The sequence below is a fragment of the Paenibacillus segetis genome (genome assembly GCF_014639155.1).
Classification (GTDB): domain Bacteria; phylum Bacillota; class Bacilli; order Paenibacillales; family Paenibacillaceae; genus Fontibacillus; species Fontibacillus segetis.
The window spans coordinates 462,932-479,887 of record NZ_BMFT01000002.1 but is presented as its reverse complement, the minus strand read 5'-3'; the positions used below and the strand labels follow the sequence as shown (position 1 = coordinate 479,887).

Sequence of the window (16,956 nt, the reverse complement as noted above, 5' to 3'; positions counted from 1 at the left end):
TGTCTCTTATTGTCTTCATTGATACAATGATTCTATAAAGAGCTTAAACCCCTGGACGATCCAGAGCGTATAAATTACGATATCTAGGTTCTCGCTCCATCAATTCGGCATGTGTACCCCGCATGAGAATAACACCATGCTCCATAAAAATCACTTCATCCATGCATTCGGCACCAACCAAATGGTGAGTAACCCAAATCAATGATTTCCCTTTAGTGGTACTGAAAATCGTTGACAGCAACTCCCGCTCCGTACGAGGATCGAGCCCTACTGTAGGCTCATCAAGGATGAGTACCGGATTATTTTGCAGCAAAATACGCGCTAAGGCAACACGCTGCCGTTCCCCTCCAGAGAAACGTTGGCCTGTCTCACGCATCGGCGTATCCAGCCCAGCCGGAAGAGATCGAACTAACTCGTCAAGCTGCGCTGACTTACTCGCCTGAATAATCTCTTCCTCCGATGATTCTGGACGACCCAACCGAATATTGTTTGCAATTGTCGTATCAAACAAATGTGGGCGCTGGTTCAATACAGAAATCACCTTTGAGATATCATCGCCGTAATTCATAGCAGGAAGGCCATTAATTGTAACCGAGCCACTAACTGGAGCGATAGCACCTTGAATTAGCTTCAGTAATGTAGATTTACCTGCACCACTGCGGCCAATAATCGCGATCCGTTTGCCCTGGGGAATATCCAAAGACACGTTATCAACAGAATTGGCATCATCCGAACTATAGGCAAACTTCACATTTCGCAGTTCCAGCGAGACACTGCGGGAGGCCTTGCTAAGTGCTTCTTGGCTTACGCCAGCTTCTGCCCTATTTTCAGTTAAAGATTCATTCCCTTGACCATCCTTTGATACGGAGGACTCCATATTAGATGATCCTGAAATACGATCCAACCTACTCAATGATTCCCGGTACTGAGGAATCCGTTCCATCGCTTCTGATACAGGAAGAAAGGCATCGGCAAGTGGAAACACGATTAGCACGAAGGCTACGATAAAAGTAGGATCAATGCTCCCAGCCGCCGCTTGTCCCGCAGACCAATACACCATTGAAACAACAATCGCAGCGACAACCATTTGCCCTATTAAGCTTCTCCATCTAGCCCAAGCCCGTAATCTTTGTTCTTTGCGAGCCACAATTTCTTCATCCCGCTCATACGATTCCACAAACTCCGCTTGTCGGCCACTGATTACCCAATCACTAATCCCCATCACAGCATCCGTAAGCTTCTGATAAAGTCCATTTCGCTCACGCTTCACTGCGATATTCGTTGCTCTAGTAAGCTTCAATGAGATATAGGGAAGTACAGCCACCAGAATGAAGATATAGATTGCAACTAAACCTGCGAATACAACATCAAACCCACTGAGTCCAATTACAGCAGCCGCATAAAGAATCAAAGCCACTAAACTTGGAAACACGGTGCGGATATATACATTTTGTAATTGTTCTATATCGTCAGCTAAGACGCTTAGAAGGTCTCCGGTCCGATAGCGTGAAGAAATAAACAACGCTTGCGGCTCAAGAATTTTATATAATTTGACTCGCATTTTCGATAAAATACGCAGAACCGTATCGTGTCCAACTAGCCGCTCCACATAATGAATGACCGCCCGACCAATACCAAACGTTCTCACACCAACAATCGGTACATATACCATGAGAATATTGTATGGCTGCAGCGACGACTTGGAAATTAAGAATCCAGAGGTGAACATGAGCATTGACGCAGAAAGTAGTGTTAGTGCACCCAAAATCAAATAGAGTGCAAACCGCCCACTATAGACCCGAAAATAAGGTCTTATCCATTGCTCCTGCTTCATTGTATCCCCTCCTGCTGTATGGCTATCAAATGATGATAAGCCCCTTTTTGGCCAATCAACTGCTCATGAGTTCCGATCTCCACCACGCGCCCTTGCTCCATGACGATGATGTAATCCATATCCCGCATCCAGTGCAATCGATGAGTAGCTAAGAATACCAGCTTATCCTCAAACAATGGCAACATCGTATCCTTTAGTTCATATTCCGTTTCGATATCCAGATGTGCGGTTGGCTCATCGAGCAAAATAATTGGACGCTCACTGAGTAGAGCACGGGCAAGTGCCACACGCTGCTCTTGGCCACCGCTTAGATCACGTCCACCCCCACCGATAACTTCATCATACCCGCTAGGTAATCCGCGAACTAATTGACCCAGCCCTGCAGCTGTAGCGGCTTGCTCTACAGCTTCGCGCGAAGCATTCGGTGAGTAGAAGCTTATATTATCACGTAGGGAACCACTAAAAATATATGGATTCTGCGGAATGTACGTTATTTGCTCCCGCCAAGATGAGTGAGTCAAATCGCCCACCGAGGCACCATTTAATTCAAAGCTTCCTGAAGTCGGGCGTAGAAAACCACCTAGTACATCGATCAGCGTTGATTTGCCGGCTCCACTTTCACCAATGATCCCAATTTTGCCTACAGCGCCTATCTTCAAATCAACACCTTCCAGGGAAGGCTTCCCGTCCGCTTCATGACGCACACCAACTGAGGACAAGGTTAATGTACTCTCTGGCGTCCAGGCCATAGGGCTTCCACCCAGGATTGCCGCTTTCTCAGCTGCTTCCTTCTCCGCCGCATCGATAATGGCTTCCATCGCTTCTCCCGCTTCTTTCCCATCCAAGGTGGCGTGATAATCAGCACCTACCATTCGCACGGGGAGGAAATACTCCGGTGCCAAAATCAGCACGGTTAGTCCCGTGAGTAGCGTCATTTTACCATCAACAAGGCGAAGTCCTAAACTGACGGCGACGGACGCAACGGATAACATCGTGAAGAAGTCCAGTGCGAATGAAGACAAGAAGGCAACTCGAAGTGTCCGCATCGTAGCCGAACGATAGGAATCGCTGACCCGATCGATGGAGTCGCTATGTTGCTTACTGCGTCCTAGAAACTTCAGCGTCTCCAACCCTCGTAATGAATCTACGAAATGATTGGATAACACCCGATAAGATTCCCATTGACGATCCATTTGCTTACGGGCTGTCATACCGACTAGAATCATAAAGATGATGAGAATCGGCATCGTGATCGTCAGAATGATTCCTGACTCCACATCCTGCATAAACACATAAGCCAAGATCAATATTGGTGTCATCCCTGTCGCCAACATCCGCGGTAGAAATAGCTCCAAATAATTACGGAATTTCATCACGCCTTCAATCACTAGCGTTACTAAATTCCCCGTGCCTTCCTTACCCGCATAACGAGGACCTAGCTGAAATAACTTTTCCATAACCTGCTTACGTAAATCTCTACCCGTTTGCTCTGCAAATTGATAAGCGACCTTCTGCTGAAGTAAGCTACATGCCTGCCTAACTATAAAAGAAAGCAGGAACAACCCGATCCCGCCGAGTTGCTCCTGCAGCTTAGCACCGCCAAACAGGGCGGAGAGAACCTCCGCCAGCCATTTGGCCTGCATGATAATCATGATACTTTGGAGGAGGGTCGAAACAGCCATGACCACAAGAACCGATTTGATCCCCGCCCATTTCATTAAGCCGCGTCCCATTAGTATTCTAGATGCTCCTTCTCGTGAACCCGTTTATGGAAGACAAAGTAGCTCCAAATTTGATATCCCAACACAAAAGGTAGTAGGGTCAGTGAAACAATGGTCATTACTTTAAGGGAATACTGACCTGAAGCTGCGTTATCTATCGTCAAAGAGAAAGCATCACTAATTGAGCTAACCATCACACGCGGGAACATGCCAATAAAGACAGAGGAGAAGCCCAATGCAATTAGTGCTCCGGTCATACCAAATGCCCATCCGTCTTTCTTCTTCGATATAAATCGACCCGCAAGCAGGAACACTACAACACCGAGAATTGCAATCACACTAAGTAGTAACCCACGAACCTCAAATACATCGGTTTGGAAGTATGTCATTACACCTAGCACCACGAATAACGCAGCTTGCGGAATGAGCAATTTATGAGCTAATTTGCGAGCACGCTCCTGCAAGCTTCCTGTCGTCCGCAAAGCTGTATACAATAAACCATGTACAAGACATAACATCACAACGGTGATTCCACCTACTAATGTATATAGGTTCACCATATCAAATAATCCGGCCTTCATTTCCATATCAGCATCAATCGGTAGGCCCTTCATCATGCCGGAGAATACGACACCAAGCAAGAACGGAGGCAGTAGACTACCTAGAAAAATGGACATATCCCATGTTTTCTTCCATTTCTCGTTCCCCACCTTTCCCCGGAACTCAAACGCGACACCCCGAGCGATCAATGCGAGTAATAATACGACAAGTGGTGTGTAATAGCCACTGAACATCGTAGCGTACCAGTTCGGGAAAGCTGCGAACATCGCGCCCCCTGCTGTAATTAGCCATACCTCATTTGCATCCCAAAAGGGACCAATCGTATTAATCAGTACTCTTCGCTCCATATCGTTCTTAGCTAAGAATCGCGTACTCATTCCGACCCCGAAATCGAATCCTTCCAGAAAGAAAAAACCTACAAATAATACTGCAACAAGTACGAACCAGAGCTCATTAAGAGACATGGTAACCCTCCTTACCAAATGGATCTGCCGAATGTTCATCATGACTATCTTCAGCAAATGGACCCTTCTTAATAACTTTGACGAACAAGTATACCATGACAGCTCCTAGTGCTGCATAAATCGTTGTAAAACTGATGACTGAGAATAAAATTTGCCCTGAAGTAACACTAGGCGAGATACTGTCTTTCGTTTGCATAAGCCCAAATACTGTCCATGGCTGACGACCAAACTCCGTCATAACCCATCCCGCTGTATTCGCGATGAACGGCAACGAGATCGACCATAGCATTAGTCTGTAATACCATTTGTTTGGAGATTCTAATTTTTTGCGTTTCATCAGATATATACCCCATAGACCAAGTACAATCATCAAAGATCCAGCAGCAACCATGATCCGGAAACTCCAGAACGTAGTGCGCACAGGTGGAATGTAGTTGCCTGGTCCATAAGTTTGTTCATATTCCGCTTGAAGCTCATTGATCCCTTTAACTTCACCATCGAAACTACTGTAGGACAAAAAGCTGAGCAAATAAGGAATTTGGATCTCGAAGTTATTTTTTCCACTGTCCGAATCAATATGGGCGTAAACCGTCCAAGGCGCAGGATCACCACTCTTACCCCACAAAGCTTCAGATGCGGCCATCTTCATTGGCTGTGTCTTCACCAAATATTGCGCTTGCTGGTGACCGAACAATGCTGTACCAAACGAAGAAATCAGACCAATAATAACGGCAATTTGGAATGATTTTTTGAAAAATTTCACGTCTTGTTTTCTCAATAATTTATAGGCACTGATACCCGTAATGAGAAAAGCCCCGGTTGCAAACGCACCAAGTACGGTATGCGGGAATTCCACCAGAAGCTGACCATTGGTTATCAGCGCGAAGAAATCGTTCATCTCTGCACGTCCGTTGTTGATCTCAAAACCAACCGGATGTTGCATAAACGAGTTAGCTGCTAAAATCCAGAAAGCTGAAACCGTAGTACCTATCGCAACGAGCCAAATGCAGAGCAAATGAACGCGTTTGGATAAGCGATCCCAACCAAAAATCCATAATCCGATAAATGTTGACTCCATAAAGAAAGCAAAAAGCGCTTCGACTGCGAGCGGCGCACCAAATACGTCACCCACAAACCTTGAGTAATCCGACCAGTTCATACCGAACTGGAATTCTTGAAGAATACCTGTTACGACCCCTACAGCAAAGTTAATCAGGAACAATTTCCCCCAGAACTTCGCCATACGTTTGTATTCTTCTTTCCCCTTTACAACATACATGGTTTCCATAATTGCAATTAGCAACGCCAGGCCAATGGACAGTGGAACGAAGAAGAAGTGGAAAATCGTTGTGACTGCAAATTGAAGGCGAGCAAGCATGATTGGATCCATAATATTCTTCCCTACTTTCTATCTTTGTTTATCTATTGTGAATTCTATCACGGAAATATTAAAACGAACGTCATAAAAGTAATAATTTTGTGACAAGAATCACATGATTAATGTCACTGATAATAAAAAAACTCAATATTCCGCGTCGTAGCGCGGTTTTCTCCACCTTGAAGTTTATGAAATTATTGTGAACAGCCCCGTTTAACGAAGTAAACGAGGCTGCGATATTGGGGTTCACACTTATTACATCTGAGCTCCACGCTGTAACATTTTCGGGGAAAAGGCCCACTTCCATGCAAATAGATTCGCAAGCACCAACACAATCATATACCCATAAATTCCATAATTAAAACTCAGCGCTAGCCAATGAAGTAATGCGAATCCAACTAGTATAAGCATAAATGGAATCATTCGTATGCTTTCCGTCTGCTGTCCTCCGCCAGTTGGTTCTGAGAAAGGAAGCGCTTTTCCCATATATGCGAAACAAATTACGGGATAGAGAATGAAACTTAAGACTACCACGATCATATCAGGGATTATTGCTTGGCCGAATAGAAATAAAAAGATACAACTATTCAGTAAAAATAAGGGCAATAGCAGGCGGACAATGCAAGCTTTCAGAGCACCCCTATAGATAGGTGCATGATCGCTTATCGGAGCGGCCTGATAAATCCAGGCAGCCTTGTATTTGCTAGAATACCTCATCATCATGACTACGCTCGGGACTAACATCGCGCAGAAATAGATTACTAGATACATTTGGGTACCCGCTAGCCCCTGAAGTCCATTCTTTGAGATACCACTAAACAGATATATATATGGGAATATAATCGAAAAACCCAGGTTAGGATATACTTTAAGCTTAAACTCCCGCTCCTTCCCCATCATCATCCAAGCAAATCGGAAAAACACCTTTTCTTGTGTTTCTTTGCATACTAAGTTTGTAATGCCCTTCAATAAAAAGCCATTCTTTTTCCGACTCCGACCACCGGGGTCTGACAGCTTTTGAAGATTTCTCTCCAGGGAAGGCATGAGTTTAAGATAGATAAGGAAGGCTGCAATCGGAACAAATAGGGCCAACAATGAAAACACAATAAATAAGGGTTCTCGAGCACCATGAAGTAAAGTTTCAAAGGATGCACCAAACCACACAGGTGGGAGGAAAAACTGCCACCACTTGGGCTGAAATACAACGCCCATATCAACGATACCAAATAACCGTACAAGCAGCTGATAACCAAGCGTAATTCCGATCGTCAGGCCGATTTGCACGTAGTTGATCATATCTTTGAGTTTCTCTCCGTCAAAGAACTTCAATACCGCTAAATATACTAACGCAGTAATAACAACGATTAACATATCCATAAGAATAATCTCAATCAAAAACACGAGGAAGAACCATATGCCATGCTTCACTAAGCCCACGATTAATGGGATAGCTGTAATGGCTCCGGTAAGGAAGAACATATAGATCAGGATATGCATGGTTTTGGCCATAGCTATTGTCTTACGATCAACTGGCTTGGTAGATAATATATTACGGTCACGAATATCTAGCAGCACGGAGGAAAAGTCGGAAATGAGTGAGGTCAGCAACATGAACATAAAGACACCGAACAACAAACTCATCTGAAAAATATAATTTTTCCCCATGAGAATAAATGGTATGCTCACCAGTCCAAATAGAATATATAACCATAATGACTTTACGAAATTATTACTAGTCTTCGTAGAGTTATCATCATTACTTGCATCCTTCTTCGAAGACTTACCAATGACCGTTGGTACTCTTCTGGCATCCATCGTCAGTTTGACCTGAAGGATGCGCCGCATAACGGGGTAATTCACTCCCGATTTCTGAAACAATCCACTAAACTTGTCCAACACCTTCAGTGAACGATAATCTCTCATCTGCTACACCTCTTGCACTATGGACACGAATTGTTCCGCGATATCTCGGTGTTCATTAAATCCGGTTAATTGATTAAAAATTTGCTCAAGTGAACCTTCATGGCTTTGCTCTTTCAGTTCTTCAAAACTACCGTCCGCAACAATCCGCCCGCCATCAAGTAATATAATTCGACTACTGATCTTCTCAACTACATCCATGATATGTGAGGAGTAAAAGATCGTCTTTCCCTTGGCTGCGAGTAACGCCAACATTTCCTTGACGACCATAACACTATTGGCATCTAAACCACTTAAGGGTTCATCCAAAAATAGAATATCCGGGTTATGCAATAAGCTTGAAATAATCAACACTTTCTGTTTCATCCCTTTGGAAAAGGTTGCAATTCGGGCATCATATACGTCTTTTAGCCCAAAACTCTCCATCAATTTGCGCCCCTTCTCCTCTGCAGCTTCTGCAGTCAACCCATACAACTCACCTATAAATGATAAATATTCCCTTGCAGACAATGTATCGTACATCTCTGCAATTTCCGGCACATATCCGATACGTTTCTTATACTCTACCCCACCATCACGTGGACTTTGTCCGAGTACGCTTACTTCACCACTAAAGCCTTCTACCAGCCCTAGCATTATCTTAACCGTTGTACTCTTACCTGCACCATTCGGGCCAATGTATCCTATGATTTGACCTGGATATACTTCCAGATCCACGCCGTTAAGTACATATCTATCTCCATACTTCATTCTGAGGTCAGCCATTCGGATTACTGGTTCATATGTATTAGTCACTATCACAACTCCTCCCTAAACTACTCCTAGTTTACCATAATTTCCTTAGGGTATTGGTGCTTCAACAGTAAATCAGATCAAAAAAAACGAAGCTCTCATCCTACAGAGAGCTTCGCCTTCTATTACATTTATATTAAACTACTGCCATGCAGTAGGTAATTTAATTACTCACTCTTCGGAGCACCTGACATAAATCCACTGATATCAATACCAAGTCCTTTAGCAAGACGCATACCATAATCTACATCGGCACGGAAGAAATTGCAGATCGCACGAAGCTGAATCTCCTCATTAGTCGCACGAAGATCATTCAACATGTTATCGATCAAATGATCACGCTCCTCCGGTGTAAAGCTGCGATACAGTTCCCCTGCTTGGGTAAAGTCGTCCGTCTTCGCAATTTTCTGACGTCCTGCTTCTCCCTTCAATGGCATAACACTGTCACGGTAAGTTGGATCTTCCTTTGGACTGCTATCCAGACTATTGGGTTCATAGTTAACTGGAGAAAGATCCTGGTTCACATTCATAGCACCATCACGCTGATGGTTTCTTACCGCTGCATACGGGCAATTGACTGGAATTTGCAAGTAGTTTGCTCCAAGACGATAACGCTGGGTATCCGGATAAGAGAACAATCGACCCTGTAGCAACTTATCTTCCGATGGTTCGATTCCTGGAACCATGGTACTAGGTGAGAATGCCGCTTGTTCTACTTCAGCAAAGAAGTTTCCTGGATTCCGATTCAATGTCATTGTACCGATTTTCTCTAGTGGATAATGATCTTCTGGCCATACTTTGGTTGGATCCAGTGGATCAAAGCCCCATTTATCCAGGTCTTCTACTGGCATTAGTTGCACGTGTAATTCCCATTGTGGGAACTCCCCATTGGCAATATGTTCATGAAGATCACGAGTTGCATGGTTGAAATCATTTCCTTGCACGACCTTAGCTTCTTCAGCAGTTAAATTGACAACGCCTTGCTTCGTTTTCCAAGTGTATTTCACATAAATTGCTTTACCTTCAGCATTGATCCACTTGTAGGCATGGACACTGAAGCCATCCATCTGACGGTAATTGGCTGGTGTTCCGTTATCCGATAATAACCAGGTCATCATATGCGTTGATTCCGGGGTCAACGTCATGAAATCCCAATAACGCGCTGGATCCTGAATGTTCGTATCAGGAGCTGGTTTCAAGGAATGCACCATGTCCGGGAATTTGATCGCATCACGGATAAAGAATACCGGTAGATGGTTACCTACAAGATCATAATTGCCTTCTTCAGTATAGAATTTCACGGCAAATCCACGCGGATCACGCGCCGTCTCTGGGGAACCTGTACCATGAATTACTGTAGAGAAACGTACAAATACCGGTGTCTCCCGTCCCACTTCCTGAAGGAAATGTGCACGAGTATATTGGGACATATCTCGCTCTGCCACAAACACACCATGAGCACCAGCACCACGCGCATGCACTACGCGCTCTGGAATTCGTTCGCGGTCAAAATGGGCAATCTTCTCAAGTAAGTGATAATCCTCAAGTAGCGTTGGTCCATTCTGTCCTGCTGTACGTGAATTTTGATTGTCTCCTACGGGTGCCCCTTGATTCGTTGTTAATCTTTCTTTCATATATTCACAGCCTTTCAAATTATTTAATATTGGATTTAGACTTAATCTAAGTTCTATAGTAAATTTTATCATGCATGCTTGCTGTTTTGCATGAAGATTTTATGAAAATAATATGAATAATACTCCCATCCGATTCCTCCCTTATCATGTCTTGTTCTATAACTATTCGGTTTAAATCAACCTCAGCACAAAAAACAAGCAACTAACGCAATTCTCGTCAGTTGCCTGTCAGCTGGGGACAGGTTCACGGCCCCTTGTCCCTGCTAAATTCTATTACTTAATGCCTTCTTGAACCCCATTCCCATACTCCGCTAACAGCAATTACAAGTGGATCAACTCACGTTCTAGGTGCGTTTTTTTGGTGCAATCATCACTCCAGCACCGATAGCAATCAACGCGATAGCTAGGACCGGTTGCCCGAAGATGACACTGTTGTAAAGTGCTCCGAAGGAGAACACAGCAAAAAATAGCAGCGACAATCCACCCAAGATGTTAATCGGTATCAGTAGCCATTTATTCCGATTTGTGAACCAATAAAATTCAAACAAGCCCACCGCCGGAGCTGCTATGAATCCTGGCCACAAGTATTGCCAACTATCAAACAAAGTTGCAAGCTGGCACACGATCCCAACGGTAAATAGAATGCCTCCTGGAATCAAGAGACCTGATCCTCTTCGACCCGTCATTGAGAAATACATCCAATGAAAGAACAAACCGAGCGGAATGACAAATATGGTTGGCCAAAAATTACCGAACAACGTACCCGCGTCGACAGCTTCCTTTCGGAAGAAGAACAAGTATATGCCAAGTAGGACTAGAAGTGGGCCGAGCCACGATCTTTTATTCATCTTACTTTCTCTCTCCTTTGCCTATGTAATAATCTTCCTATATCATACTATATTCTGACTGTATATTCTTCGGTCTCTAGGGGAGATAATTCCTAGACCTAAGTCCAGTTTCATTGGCGAAATCTTGACAGGTATAAATTCTGTAAAAATGCTAAATCCTAACGAAATACTCAAGGCCTATTTTTAATAACTAAGAGATAAAAAGGGGGTGTAGAGATGGTAAATAAAAGACAAGATCAGAACAATCACTCCGAGCAGGAGGAAGTTGACAATCAAACCATTTCCTCTTCTGGAACTAGTGGAGCAGGAGGAAACGGACGCCTGAGCCAATTCAAGAATCATAGCACCCAAGAAGGGGATACTCCAAATGAGTTCCTGTCCAGCGAAGAGTGAACGTAATTAAAAAATAGAGGCGCTCCCAGTTCAGTTGGGAGTCGCCTCTATTTTTACTTTTGCGTACCGTGCGGCTTGCTCGGAAGTTGTCCGGTGGGATTGCCTTTACCATTATGTTTTTTGTTCTTTTCTTGCTTCGCCTGTGTGTCATGAATCTTCTCTACAAAATCATGTAGGTTTTCCATAGGTCTTGGCCTCCTTTACGGGTGGTTTCTTCCCATGGTTACTATGCCCTATTCTTTAAATTGTCATTAACACCGCAATCCCCAAGGCGGCAATACGCGCAACATTACTCAGCACGAAATTTTTCACAGCAAGTCCAAAAGTATGTTGCTTTGTTGGATGAGCCGCGAATCGCCCAATATTGTTATGTACTGGGATAACCGTACAAAGGACAAGCAATAGAATGAATGGATTTACTCCTAAGAAGTAGAGCACGATCAAATCTAGGTAGGACGCATAATACATAAATCTAAATAACAGGAGTGCATTCGATTTGCCAATATAATGAGGCAGCGTATACCTCTTATTCTCAACATCATCCTCTACGTCACAAATATTATTCGCGAGCATAATGTTCGCAATGCATAGAATAGCTGGAATCGAGATGAAGAATACAAGTAGCACCTCCATAAGCTGGATTTGCAAGCTGACAACTCCATTTAGCAAGGTCAGCGAAGCAAGCCCATCTGAGGCGTGAATGAAAGTTGAAACAAAGATAATTACAAAACCCATAAATAGACCGGAGAATATTTCTCCAAGCGGCATTCTTGAAATGGGGATCGGGCCAAAGGAATAAAGAATACCCACTGCAAATGACAGACCTCCAAGTAACAGAACAAGAAGACCCGACTGTATGACTAACATAATACCTGCTCCAATAGCAAGCAATAATAGCCCAATAATCAACGCAAGCACTCTAGATGGCTTCATGTTATATTTAACTATTGCATTATGTACCTCGTAACCATAGCCTTTCTTCTTAACTGCCTTATGATAATCAAAATAATTATTGATCGCTGTAGTAGCCATATCAAAACTGAGCAGTGAAAGAAACATCAGTCCAAAGCTATAGAGCTGAAATTCATGAAACCGAAATACTGCATACACTGTACCGATAAAAAAAGGGATCATACTTGCCACTTTAGTTCTTAATTCTACTAATTCAAAAAATTTCTTCATTATCAAGTTCATCATCCTCATGAAGTATTGAAAGATATATCTAAAATGATGATATCTAATTTTCAAAGCATTATCTAGGGAAACTTGTCACAACAATCTAATTACTACATTACCTAATTATAGCCTGTTCCATCCCTGCACTATTCTATTTACTAAAACCATAACCATTTTAATTACAAAAAAACGAGCCCATTACTGGGCTCAATTTTTGCTATAGGCGATATTACCATATGCTTTGTGTTCGTAATCATTATTCTTCTTAGCGTCATACATAGCCCCATCCGCTTGTTGAATCATTTCCTCTAGAGTGCTATTTCCCTGGAGTGAAACACAAATCCCGATGCTTGCCCCAGCCGTCAGACTGAACCCATTATAAACAAATCCCTCAGTCAAGCTAGCTCTAATACGGTCAGCCACCCTAACTACTCGCGATTCATCCATTTCAGTCAACAGTACAACAAACTCATCTCCGCCTAGACGGCATACCGTATCCTGTTCACGCACAAGCTCCAACATGCGATCAGCTATATCCTTCAGCAATAAATCTCCAACAATATGACCATAAGTATCATTCACATCCTTGAAATTATCCAGATCAATGAACAATACAGCCAACGGAAAATGACCGCGCTTACTATATTCTTTAAATCTAATATTTAACAACGTACGGTTAGGCAATCCTGTTAGCTCATCATGATAAGCCAAGAACTGTATACTCTCTTCCATTTGTTTACGCTCCGTAATATCAATCAGAACACCTTCAAGTCGGGTCAAATTATTCAAATGATTGAACTGTGCCCTGCCGCGATTCTGAACCCACTTGATCTCCCCATTAGAACAAATGATTCGATATTCCTTGACCATGTCGGTATGTAATATCATCAATTCCTTCTGCCCCGAAACGAATAGATGCTGATCATCGGGATGGATAATCGCACGGAACTGCTCAGGATCTTTCCTAAACGTCTTAACATTATAGCCCGTAATTTTCTCAAAACCTTCCGAGACTTCAAACTGCATCATGTTCAAATCATACGTCCAAATTCCAACGGAAACGTCTTCTAATATCGTTCTAAGTTGATCCTCACTATTCTCTGCCCGATACCACAATCTCCTTGTCTCTTTGGTGCATATCACAGAAAAAACCAATATGAAAATGCCCAAAACAATAATATATGTCAAATGACTGGGACTTAATTCTTGGAAAATTTGATTCTCAAACTTATAGAAAAAGTAGCTACTTAACAACAAATAAAGACATCCAGACAACAGAACTGCTCGTAAATCAAGATAAAACAAACATATTAATGGTGCGATGCTTAGAAAAATATACCGAATCAAGTTAGGATCAACTGATATCAAAAGGTAAAAAAATAAAAACAGAAAACTTATTGTCAATAGCATGGTAAACTGCGGCCAGCGTCTGAGATACACAAACAGCGCCAACACCGACAGAAGAACCAAACCGATCGGCAAAGTTATATCAGGTAAACTTCCCCTTACTATTAAATTAACTGTGAAGCCCACTATGTAAAAAAACAATAGTAACTTCAACATCCATACATTCTTCTGATGTATCCGTTCCATCTCTCTGCGCATTGTCTTCACTCTTTCCCTAATATAGGAACAAAGAACTATACCTAAAGTAATAGTATACTAAATAGTAATCTTTTGCCATATCATTATCCCGGTATTAGCCAATTTATAGCAGAAAAAATTAATTTATAGATTATGCTCAATCCAACTAAACGAAGTAAAATTTGCCAGTAACTGCAGCATAAGTTACAATTTAAATATTGAAGTAATTAACTATCTGTCCATTTTTTTCTCATAATAATTAAGGAGGTATCGTTGATACCTAATGAAAATTTCAAGAAAATACATTTACTTATGTGCAGCTATCCTTCTCTTTATAGGAGCTGGGCTCTATTTTTACTGGAAATTAGAACCATCTCAACACTTTCGCAATACAGATATTCCTGTACTGGCTACACCGGATCAGAATATGAATACGGAATCTCCAATCCCCACCCCACCTGCACAAGACACCTCGAATAAAACTGACGCGGATAAGGAACAATCCAGCTTCAATATTCTACTTCTGGGAACAGACGCCAGAGACAACGAGGCCTCCCGGACTGATGTCATCATACTAGCCCATGTAAACCCCACCAAGAAGACCATCAATCTAATCTCTATCCCAAGGGATACAAGAGTCAATCTACCAGGTATCGGTTACACCAAAATCAATCACGCCCATGTACTAAGCGAGTTAAAGGGCGGGGAACACTCTGGAACAGAAGCATCCATTCAGGCAGTAAGTAATTTATGTTCTACTACTATTAATTATTATGTAAAGACGAATTTCGCAGGATTCGAGCATTTTATTGACACGATTGGCGGGTTAGATATCCACCTAGATGAAACGGTCAAGTTTACTTACGTGGATATGATACTTGAGGCTGGGGATCATCACTTAAATGGCACTGAAACACTGAACCTCGTTCGGGAGCGAAAATCTCTTTCTGAGGGAGATACAGGCAGACAAGCGAATCAAGCGTTGGTACTCAAAACATTAGCATATACCCTGCTCCAACCAAAGAACCTAAAGAATCTCCCTTCCCTCATCAGTCAGGTCAAAGAAGATATCTTGGATACTAATCTAAGTGATAGCGATATGATCAGTCTTGCTTGGATGGTTCAAGGAATTACAGAAGATCAGTTCCAATACACTCAATTTCCCGGGCAAAGTGGTAAAGAATTCGATCCAGTCGTAAAAACGAAGTTGTATTATTGGATGCCCGATATGGAGACATGGGCCAATGAATCCCAGAAACTATTAGGAGATTAAGAAATGAAACCGACTGTTAATATAAAATTTTTCTCTCTATTCATGGTAACAACTATTCTATGTGGTTTCATATTCTCATTCCCTGTTAAGACGTCTTGGGCAAAAGAGAACGATACTCCCTTTAGCGTAAACGTCAAGAAGCAAGGAGCAAAGGGTGATGGAGTATCCAATGATACTGATTCATTCCTCCAAGCACTTGAACTTGTTGCCAAGCATCCAGTTGGTGGGCAAGTCATTGTTCCTACAGGAACTTATTTGATCGACCTAGCTGAACCCTTATATGTAAATAGTAATGTTCAAATCATCGGTACCGGAAGCCCTACCCTCTCATTTAAGAACCTTTCTGGCAAAGAGGAGTTTGGTTATGAAGCGTTCTGGGTCACCGGAAACAACATAACCATCAAAGGAATTGTCATTGAGGGAAACAATAAATTAATACGTGGGATTGGCGTTCATAATGGGGCTCAAAATATTACTATTACCAACTGTACAATCAAGAATTTTACGCAACCTGCCGATACCCAAAGCCCACATTATAACGCCATAGTCTCCGGTATACTCATTTACGGTAAAACCATTGGAATAACGATTTCTAATTCTATAATCACTGGTATTTCCGCTATCCATCAGACAACACCTGTTGCACGCGGGATCATGATCTGGAGCGAACCGGATCAACCCTATGCCAAAGAGGTTCAAATCAACGGTAACACCATCTCTTACATTTCACCAAGGGAGGACGCCGACGGTATTTATTTTGATAAAGCACCAAGCGGAAGTATCCTTTCAAATTCTATTATCGAAGGAAACTCATTTCATCATGTCGGTAAAAGGGCAATCAAAATCAGAGCAGCAGGGGTCTCCATAAAAAATAATCATATTACCAACTCATATAATGGTAATAATCCTTATACATTCTATCCTATTGATAATTTTATTCCACAAGATATGTTCTCAGCTATTTCGGTCTATGCTAGTCATGTCAGCGTCACAGGAAATACTATTGACGGGGTAGGTAGTTACTATTCGGCAATTGAGGCTGATATGGGTACGTTGACTGACATCGTCATTGATAATAACAAGATATCCAATGGGGTGAATTCAAACATTAGCGATACCAACGGTATACGACTTGGAGATATACGCAACTTTGTCATTTCTAACAATATCATTAAGAATATGCGATCGGGCATTTTCTCCCCTATTAGCTCAATTCAGCATGGGTCCATTTCGCGAAATACCATTTCAAATGTTGAATTCGGTATTCTTTTCTTAGCTCCTACCCTCTCCTATACTGAATCAAAAGTGAAGGTACAGAACAACACGATCTCTGCACATCAGGACAAAATTATATCTATCCCTAATTTGGATTAACGGT

14 protein-coding genes are annotated in these 16,956 nt (G+C 42.4%); 3 read left to right on the top strand and 11 right to left on the bottom strand.

What is annotated here, in order from left to right; translation table 11 throughout:
- Positions 1-43: 43 nt before the first annotated feature.
- The 8 genes from cydC to IEW05_RS18295 form a co-directional block, all read right to left on the bottom strand.
- On the bottom strand, positions 44-1,834 hold the full coding sequence (gene cydC / locus IEW05_RS18330) for a thiol reductant ABC exporter subunit CydC (RefSeq protein ID WP_188541291.1): 1,791 nt from the start codon (positions 1,832-1,834) through the stop codon (positions 44-46).
- Complete coding sequence (gene cydD, locus IEW05_RS18325; RefSeq protein WP_188541290.1) at positions 1,831-3,567, bottom strand: thiol reductant ABC exporter subunit CydD; 1,737 nt, start codon at positions 3,565-3,567, stop codon at positions 1,831-1,833. Before cydD ends, cydC begins: the two co-directional genes overlap by 4 nt.
- On the bottom strand, positions 3,567-4,580 hold the full coding sequence (cydB, locus tag IEW05_RS18320) for a cytochrome d ubiquinol oxidase subunit II (protein ID WP_188541289.1): 1,014 nt from the start codon (positions 4,578-4,580) through the stop codon (positions 3,567-3,569). Before cydB ends, cydD begins: the two co-directional genes overlap by 1 nt.
- The gene (locus tag IEW05_RS18315; protein ID WP_188541288.1) at positions 4,570-5,970 is read right to left on the bottom strand and encodes a cytochrome ubiquinol oxidase subunit I; all 1,401 of its coding nucleotides are present in this window, start codon (positions 5,968-5,970) and stop codon (positions 4,570-4,572) included. The genes cydB and IEW05_RS18315 overlap by 11 nt, the downstream gene beginning before the upstream one ends.
- A 243-nt stretch (positions 5,971-6,213) precedes the next feature.
- Positions 6,214-7,881, bottom strand: a complete 1,668-nt coding sequence (locus IEW05_RS18310; protein WP_188541287.1) for a hypothetical protein — start codon at positions 7,879-7,881, stop codon at positions 6,214-6,216.
- A 3-nt stretch (positions 7,882-7,884) separates the two neighbouring features.
- Complete coding sequence (locus tag IEW05_RS18305; RefSeq protein WP_188541490.1) at positions 7,885-8,643, bottom strand: ABC transporter ATP-binding protein; 759 nt, start codon at positions 8,641-8,643, stop codon at positions 7,885-7,887.
- Positions 8,644-8,837: 194 nt separating this feature from the next.
- A complete protein-coding gene (locus IEW05_RS18300; protein WP_188541286.1) occupies positions 8,838-10,304 on the bottom strand; it encodes a catalase in 1,467 nt (488 codons plus the stop codon).
- A gap of 344 nt (positions 10,305-10,648) precedes the next feature.
- Positions 10,649-11,152 carry a hypothetical protein gene (locus IEW05_RS18295; protein ID WP_188541285.1) on the bottom strand — a complete coding sequence of 168 codons (504 nt, stop codon included), beginning with the start codon at positions 11,150-11,152 and terminating at the stop codon, positions 10,649-10,651.
- Positions 11,153-11,368: 216 nt separating this feature from the next.
- Here IEW05_RS18295 and IEW05_RS18290 point away from each other — a divergent pair, with 216 nt between their 5' ends.
- On the top strand, positions 11,369-11,545 hold the full coding sequence (locus IEW05_RS18290; protein WP_188541284.1) for a hypothetical protein: 177 nt from the start codon (positions 11,369-11,371) through the stop codon (positions 11,543-11,545).
- Positions 11,546-11,598: 53 nt separating this feature from the next.
- Here the strand turns inward: IEW05_RS18290 and IEW05_RS18285 are convergent, their stop codons facing one another.
- From IEW05_RS18285 to IEW05_RS18275, 3 genes are all read right to left on the bottom strand, one after another.
- On the bottom strand, positions 11,599-11,730 hold the full coding sequence (locus IEW05_RS18285; RefSeq protein ID WP_188541283.1) for a DUF4023 domain-containing protein: 132 nt from the start codon (positions 11,728-11,730) through the stop codon (positions 11,599-11,601).
- A 55-nt stretch (positions 11,731-11,785) separates the two neighbouring features.
- Complete coding sequence (locus IEW05_RS18280; protein ID WP_188541282.1) at positions 11,786-12,733, bottom strand: 1,4-dihydroxy-2-naphthoate polyprenyltransferase; 948 nt, start codon at positions 12,731-12,733, stop codon at positions 11,786-11,788.
- A gap of 195 nt (positions 12,734-12,928) precedes the next feature.
- A complete protein-coding gene (locus tag IEW05_RS18275; RefSeq protein ID WP_188541281.1) occupies positions 12,929-13,837 on the bottom strand; it encodes a sensor domain-containing diguanylate cyclase in 909 nt (302 codons plus the stop codon).
- Between the two features lie 751 nt (positions 13,838-14,588).
- Here IEW05_RS18275 and IEW05_RS18270 point away from each other — a divergent pair.
- On the top strand, positions 14,589-15,578 hold the full coding sequence (locus IEW05_RS18270; protein WP_229753501.1) for an LCP family protein: 990 nt from the start codon (positions 14,589-14,591) through the stop codon (positions 15,576-15,578).
- A gap of 3 nt (positions 15,579-15,581) precedes the next feature.
- Positions 15,582-16,952, top strand: coding sequence for a glycosyl hydrolase family 28-related protein (locus tag IEW05_RS18265; protein ID WP_188541280.1), 1,371 nt, complete (start codon positions 15,582-15,584; stop codon positions 16,950-16,952).
- The last annotated feature ends 4 nt before the right edge of the window (positions 16,953-16,956 follow it).